Source organism: Thermoflexus sp., assembly GCF_042408365.1.
In the GTDB taxonomy this organism is placed as follows: domain Bacteria; phylum Chloroflexota; class Anaerolineae; order Thermoflexales; family Thermoflexaceae; genus Thermoflexus.
In genome coordinates this window covers 1-6,827 of sequence record NZ_JBHOQJ010000031.1, presented here as the reverse complement: position 1 = coordinate 6,827, position 6,827 = coordinate 1, and the positions used below count along the sequence as shown (strand labels likewise).

Sequence of the window (6,827 nt, the reverse complement as noted above, 5' to 3'; positions counted from 1 at the left end):
GCCCACCCCACTAGAAAATTTCACGAGTCGAAAGCTCGTCACTACGAGTTGGGGTGTCTTCCTCTGTGGTTTGCAACAGAGCAAGTCAACATTTTTAATCTTGGAGGCGAAAGAATCCATGTCGTGGCGTTGGATCGGTCGTATGACAGTTTATCTAGTCCTCCTGACCGGATCATTGGTCATGCTACTGCCCCTGGTGTGGATGACCTCTTCAGCGTTTAAGCCGTTGCATGAAGTTATGCTCATTCCACCGACATGGATCCCCGAGGAACCCACTCTGGATAACTTCCGCGCGGTTTTTGCGCAGTTCCCATTCGGTCGCTATTTCTTGAACAGCTTGATCACTTCCTCTCTAGTGACACTGAGTGTGCTATTGACAAGCGCCATGGCGGGGTATGCTCTGGCTAAGTTTCATTTCCCGGGTCGGGATTTGGTTTTCATTCTGGTTCTCTCCAGCCTGATGGTTCCGTTCCAGACTCGAATGATCCCGCTCTATCAACTGGCAATTTCTCTACGTCTGCAGGACACACTGTTGGGTGTAATGTTCCCATGGCTGGTGGACGCGTTCGGGATCTTCTTGATGCGCCAGTTTATGTTAACCATTCCGAGCGATCTCATCGATGCGGCGCGCATCGATGGGGCATCCGAGTGGCGGATCTTTTGGACGATCATGCTTCCATTGGTGCGTCCGGCTTTGGCCGCCCTGGCGATCTTTACATTCCTGGGCTCCTGGGAGGAATTCCTCTGGCCGCTCATCATCACCAGCTCGGACGCCAGCCGGACGATCCCGGTGGGCCTGCAGTTCTTCTCGGAGCAATATGGCACGAACATCCACTGGCAGATGGCGGGCGCCTTGATCGCCGCCATGCCGATGCTGATCGTTTTCTTCCTCCTTCAGCGCCAGATCATTGAGGGCATCGCCCTGACCGGGATGCGGGGATGAGCAAAGAATGCCTGATGACACGGGCGCCGATCCTAGAGGAGCCGCCGGTATTCCTCCCTACAGGGAACTTGGAGCTTTCCATCCCCTGGATCGATCAACGAGATGGAAGCGTATATCGTCTGGGCGCCCTTCATGAGCACTTCAACGGCCTGATCGAGGCGGAGGGGGATCCTCTGATCCGCCCGGTGCTGTTTGTGGAGAGCCAGCCAGTGGCCTGGACCGGGCGTCTGAGTTGGAGACGGGAAGGGTTCTGGATACCGGTTTGGCGCTTCCGCGAAGGGAACCTGGAGGTGGAAGGCCGCCTCTGGGCTCCGATTGAGGAGCGCGGGCTGGTGTATCAACTTCGCCTCTCGCTCCACGCGGGTCCGCCTCGGACCATTGCCCTGGGCTTCGAAGGACGATGGGCGCGCACGCTCCTCTCGCGGTTCACTTCCCGACCGCTGCACGGAAGCTGGGTTGTTGGGCAAGATCCCTGGACCGGCAGCGGGTTCGCGGAGTTTCATACCGGCTTGCCGTTGCTCGCCTTGGGTCTACAGGCGGAGCCTCCGCTTCGTTTAGAGCTTCTCTCTCAGGATCTCCTCATTTATCGAGGTCTTCTACATCACCTGCTTCATCCCGGGGAAGTGATATCGGCCACCCTGTACCTGGCGGTGGCTCCCGATGCGGATGGAGCACGGACGGGGGCGTTGCACTTGCGCCGCCGTGGTGCGGACGGGCTTTTGGAGGAGACGCGGCGCTGGCTGGAAGCGCGCGCGCGCCGTCTGGAGGATCCGGCGCTCACCGCCCGCCTGAATGAGAACCTGTTTTTTGCTTACTTCTTCAGTCAAGGGGATTGCTTGGACACCGGCGCTCCCGTGATGGTGACCTCGCGCAGTCCCTTGTATTATGTCAGCGGCGCCTTCTGGAGCCGGGATGCTTTCCTCTGGTCGTTTCCGGCGATCTTGCTGGTGGATCCGGAGCGGGCCCGTTTCCTGTTGCGAGATGCTCTGCCGCGCTATCTTCCCCACATCGCTGATCACGCGCTTTACCTGAATGGGGTCCCTCTTTATCCAGGCTTCGAGTTGGATCAGGCCGCGGCCCCCCTCCTGGCGATCTGGCGCTACGTCCGTGAAACCGGAGACATCCGCCTATTGCAGGAACCCGTGATCACCGAGGCGATCCCTGCGTTGTTGCGGCGCATTGAGCAGCAGCGGGATGCGGAGACAGGGCTCTATCGGACTTTCCTGTTGCCGACCGATGACCCGACGGAGTATCCGTTGGTCATTTACGATAACGTTCTGGTTTGGGCGGCCTTCCGGGTCTCTGGAGAATTGTTCCGGCTCCTAGGAAAAGAGAGCGAAGCGTCGCACTGGGAGTTGGAGGCCGAACAGCTGGCGGCGGCGATCCGCCGCTATGGCATCGTGGAGGGGCCGGAGGGGCCGATGTGGGCTTGGGCTCGGGATCAAACGGGCCGTATCGAATTGCGGGAGGAGCCACCGGGAAGCTTGCGGCTTTTGGCTTATTATGGTTTTTGCGACCCCGCGGATCCGGTATACCAGAACACGGTGCGGTGGCTATCCTCCCCGGCCAATCCATACTTTTTCCCTGGTCCCTTCGGCGGCCCGGGCTCTCCCCATTTCCCTTTTCCAGGCGTTTTCGATCTCGCCAATCGCTTGCTGACCGATCCGGACCCAGCGGTTTTAGAGCTCGTGCGGAAAGCGCCTATGGATAACGGGCTGGCCTGCGAGTCCATCGATCCGCAAACTGGCGTGGTGCGCACAGGAGCCGCGATGGCCAGCCTGGCGGGATTCCTGGCCTGGGCCTTATGGGCGCGAGCGAGGGGGCATCGCAACTTCTTTGAGCGCCCCAGCTAAATGGGGTTATTTGCTTTCCCCAGAGTTTTTGAGGGCGGATTGGGCAATTGCATGCAAAGGAAATGAGCGCGGGGCTGTCTGCGACAATCAGGCATGAAAAAAGAGATAGGGCGCTTAAGGGGGATGCCGGAAGGTTAAGCCACTTGTTAGGCAAACGCTTTGATTCAAATAGCTCATAAGTGGAAACGCAGGATATTGCAGAGCACGAAGACCGCCAGGAAGATCGCGATGGCGAGGAAATCAACAGACCTCATTCGAAGCGTCTCGATCTCGGTGGGCCGTCCGGGTGATCCGAACCCCTTGGTCTCCAGGGCGATCTGGAAATCGTTCGCTTTGCGGAAGAGAAGAAGGATGAGAGGCGTGATGATAGGCACATAGGCTTTGCGCAGACGTGTGATCGGATCCATGCGATCGATATCGAAGGCCCGGAGCTTCTGAGCATCCACAATGTTATTCCACATCTCGAAAATTAATGAGGTGAAAGAGAGGGCGCTTACGAACATGAAAGTCACTACCTTGGGTAGGCGAAGCTGGCTCATAGCGGCCATGAGCTCGGCGTTCGAGGTGGTCATTACCAGCAGCGGCAGCGACGAGGCGGCTGTGAGGATACGCACCGATAGCATAAACCCCAGCTGAACGCCTTCCAGCGTCAGCTCCCCCATATTGGAGCCGCCGAAATGGAGATCCCCAAACTTGATCAGAACCGTCTTCCCATGCCGGTAGGTGAATCCCTGGGCTAGCATCAAGAAGAGGAAAGTGCCGGCCAGGATCTTTAATAAGGCGGCGAACCGTCCCAGCTCGATGCGCGCCGCTACCCATAACATGGCCGAGAGGCTCAGCCAGATCAGCAGAACTGGGAGATGACGGATGTCATAGAGCGGGACCAGGATAAGCAACAGGGTGAGCAGCACGTAAATCATTTTGGTGAACGGATGTAAACGATGGACAATGGTCTGGCGCTGAATGTAACGGAACGGGGCGTTCATGACAATCCTCCCAGCACAGTCAACAGATCATGAGTTGTCATTACCCTGGATGGGATTCCAAAGGGGGCGAGCTGCTGAGCGATCTCATAAGCAATGGGTGCGCGCAAAAAGCTTCGATGCAATAACTCGGTCTGGCCGAACACCTCCTCCGGCGTTCCGTCCGTTAGGATTTGTCCATCCCACATCACGATCACCCGCTCGGCATAGCGAGCGATCAGCTCCATATCGTGTGTGATCATAATCACGGTTCGCCCTTTCTCCTCTCGGAAGCGCCGGGCGAGCTCGGCCAGTTGATAACGGCCTCGATGATCCTGGGCCGTCGTCGGTTCGTCGAGGATCAAGATCTGCGGGTCCATGGCCAGCGTGGCGGCCACCGCCAGCTTCCGCCGATCACCGAACGAGAGCCGGAAGGGAAAGGTCTCCGCTTCCGACTCCAGCCCTACCCAGCGCAAGGCTTCTTGAACTCGGGCCTCGGCCTCCTCCTTGGGGATGCCCAGGTTGCGGAGGCCGAACAGGATTTCCTCCTTAGAGGAGATTGTGAAGAGCTGGTAATCCGGGTTCTGAAGAACGAGACCAACCCGTCGGGCCAGCTGGCCCACGGAGAGCCGACGTACGTCCTCACCGAGCACCCGCACTTGGCCAGCCGTAGGCCGGAGCAGACCCACGATACATTTCACTAAAGTGCTTTTCCCCGAGCCGTTCTGTCCGATAATTCCAATAAATTCCCCCTCCCGAACGGTAAGGTTGATCCCCTTCAAGGCGATCACCGGGGGATAACCCGGATAGCGGTAGACCAAATCCTGCACCTCAATCACCGCCGGGCGCATCGGCGATGATGATCGACTGGAATCCGGGAGCGGATACGGCGAGATCCAGCCCTGACGGAGCAGGTTTGCCGCTCGCTCGGCAACCCGGGCGATGCTTAGGTCACGTAATCGTTGACCATTGAGATCCGCTGACTCTCCGCTCTTACGGGCGAGATGAATCCAGATATGAGCTAAGGCTGGAGGTTTCACCCCTGCCGCCTCTAACCGCTCCGGCTGCGTGAAAACCTCCTCCGGCGCTCCCGTTAGGATGCATCGGCCTTCTTCCAACACCCATACCTGGTCCGCCAGATCCATCACCTCATCGGTTTCATGAGTAGTCAGGATGATCGTGATCTCCTGGGTTGCCTTCAACCGATGGAGAGCCTGTACGACTTCCCAACGCCCCAGGGGATCCAGCTGAGAAGTGGGCTCGTCCAGCACAAGCACCTGGGGGCGCATGGCCAACACGGCCGCCAAGGCGACTCGCTGCTTCTGTCCCCCGGAAAGTTCCCGCGGGTTGCGATCCTCCAGGCCCTCTAGTCGAACCAGGGCCAGGACTTCCGCCACCCGACGTTCGATCTCTGCTCGGGGCACCTGGAGGTTGGCTGGCCCGAAGGCCACCTCGGTTCGCACCGTGGGCATGAAGAGCTGGACTTCAGGATCCTGAAGGAGCACCCCACAGCGCTGGGCGGTAATGTGAATTGGATCATCCCAGGGATCCCGGCCGACAACCTGAACTTCCCCGGCGCGCCGTCCGCCATAGATATGGGGGATGATCCCGCTGAGCAAATAACAAAGCGTGGATTTCCCTGCCCCATTGGCGCCCAGAACAACGATGAACTCCCCGCGCCGGGCGCTCATGTTCAGGTTGCGCAGGGCCACAACACCCCCTTCATAAGTGAAGGTGACCTCTCGGAGTTTCACTGTTACATCCCGGTTTTTCATACCCATTCGTCCTGCATATTGTGAGTGTTTTGCCCATCTGAATTTTAAGGGTACTCGGTGGAAGGGCGGAGAGCCCCTCCTTGCAGTCCGAAGCCGCAGGGAGGAGCCATCCGCCCTTCCACCGTGTATCCTCAAAACAAAAGTGGCAGAAGCACTATGAGCAAGCTGTCAGGAGAGAGCAGAGACACACAGCAGCCGGGGCGCGCCTTTGACACACCCTGGCCCTAAACGCTTGTGCTCACTTGTGGTGGAAATGCGATTCACGGTGTTGCTTTCGCGACCTCCTCTGCCTCTACAGGAGGTGGGCTTTCCCTTCCGTCGGGGGAAGCTGACACGGATGCCAGGTGGCCTCTCAGCATCCGTGCAGCGGCCTCCCTCACAAGCTAATGCCCGTAAGAGCTTTGTTGTAAAGATGAAAGGACCCTATGAGGGGCGGGCCGCGCCAGCAGCCCGCCCCTCATAGAAATCCTGAGAATCGAAAGATCGACACCGCGAATCTGGGGGACTCCCCCTGTTTGGAATGGAGCACCCCTAGGAGATTATCCGATCATCGAGGCCGAGGAGATGGCCGATGGGAGCCTCCCCGGCTTCCAAAAGCCACCTGACAACGAGAGGGGGACGGAAGATGGAATCGTCACCATAGTGCGTCGGGGATCTTGGGCAAGCCGCTCCGGGATAAAGCTTCCAAGAGAGGGATGGTAATGATGGTGGTCACTACTGCAAAGGCAGGGACCCACCACGTGTATCCAATGTACGTGGCGATTCCCAGCGCAACCTCGTATTTGAAGACATACCAGTAAGGGAGGGACCATGGGAGGAACCAGAGCAGCATGCCGACATAGTAGCTGAAGAAGATCCCCAGGTAGCGAAGCCGTCGATCGTTGGATCGGGCCCAGGAAGGAAAGAGACGGCGGCCCAGCGGTGTGGCCAGCACAATGAGGGGGATGATCCAGTAATAACCCGCGAGAAGAAACTGGGTTGGCTGGGGCGGATAACTGAATCCTGCGGCAGGACCTGGCACGTAGAATGGGAACAAGGTGCCGAAGATCCCCACCAGCACCGCCAACGGGATGGAATACTTCCACCAGCGATCATTGTGGATGACCAGGGCGACGAACAAGGCAGGTAAGGCGCCAGTGAGGATTACGTCCACGAGCTGGAGGGGGAAGGCTGCCGGGGCAATGAACATGCCGATCAATCCGCCTAGCACTGCGGCCACAAATCCCCCGAGAGGGCCTAGCAATAGCGGGGCCATAGCGGAGAATACGTTCTGAAGAGGCACGTAACCCCCTCC

The 6,827-nt window shown here is 58.5% G+C and carries 5 protein-coding genes; 2 read left to right on the top strand and 3 right to left on the bottom strand.

Features of this window, described 5'->3' with window-relative positions; genetic code table 11:
- Nucleotides 1–118 precede the first annotated feature (118 nt).
- Nucleotides 119–943: a carbohydrate ABC transporter permease gene (locus ACFMO5_RS01405; protein WP_376790987.1), complete on the top strand. Its 825-nt coding sequence runs from the start codon at nt 119–121 to the stop codon at nt 941–943.
- The gene (locus ACFMO5_RS01400) at nt 940–2,796 is read left to right on the top strand and encodes a glycoside hydrolase family 125 protein (protein ID WP_376790986.1); all 1,857 of its coding nucleotides are present in this window, start codon (nt 940–942) and stop codon (nt 2,794–2,796) included. The genes ACFMO5_RS01405 and ACFMO5_RS01400 overlap by 4 nt, the downstream gene beginning before the upstream one ends.
- Nucleotides 2,797–2,969: 173 nt before the next feature.
- On the opposite strand, the gene ACFMO5_RS01395 is transcribed toward ACFMO5_RS01400, so the two are convergent.
- The 3 genes from ACFMO5_RS01395 to ACFMO5_RS01385 form a co-directional block, all read right to left on the bottom strand.
- Nucleotides 2,970–3,782 carry an energy-coupling factor transporter transmembrane component T family protein gene (locus tag ACFMO5_RS01395; RefSeq protein ID WP_376790985.1) on the bottom strand — a complete coding sequence of 271 codons (813 nt, stop codon included), beginning with the start codon at nt 3,780–3,782 and terminating at the stop codon, nt 2,970–2,972.
- Entirely contained in the window at nt 3,779–5,533 is a 1,755-nt protein-coding gene (locus tag ACFMO5_RS01390; RefSeq protein ID WP_376790984.1) for an ABC transporter ATP-binding protein, read from the bottom strand. Before ACFMO5_RS01390 ends, ACFMO5_RS01395 begins: the two co-directional genes overlap by 4 nt.
- Nucleotides 5,534–6,167: 634 nt before the next feature.
- On the bottom strand, nt 6,168–6,827 hold a 660-nt coding region (locus tag ACFMO5_RS01385), incomplete at its 5' end, for a hypothetical protein (protein WP_376790983.1).

Excerpts from the sequence above, each read along its gene's own strand:
- ACFMO5_RS01405 (WP_376790987.1), top strand. The coding sequence starts at position 119 with ATGTCGTGGCGTTGGATCGGTCGTATGACAGTTTATCTAGTCCTCCTG.
- ACFMO5_RS01400 (WP_376790986.1), top strand. The coding sequence starts at position 940 with ATGAGCAAAGAATGCCTGATGACACGGGCGCCGATCCTAGAGGAGCCG.
- ACFMO5_RS01395 (WP_376790985.1), bottom strand. The coding sequence starts at position 3,782 with ATGAACGCCCCGTTCCGTTACATTCAGCGCCAGACCATTGTCCATCGT.
- ACFMO5_RS01390 (WP_376790984.1), bottom strand. The coding sequence starts at position 5,533 with ATGAAAAACCGGGATGTAACAGTGAAACTCCGAGAGGTCACCTTCACT.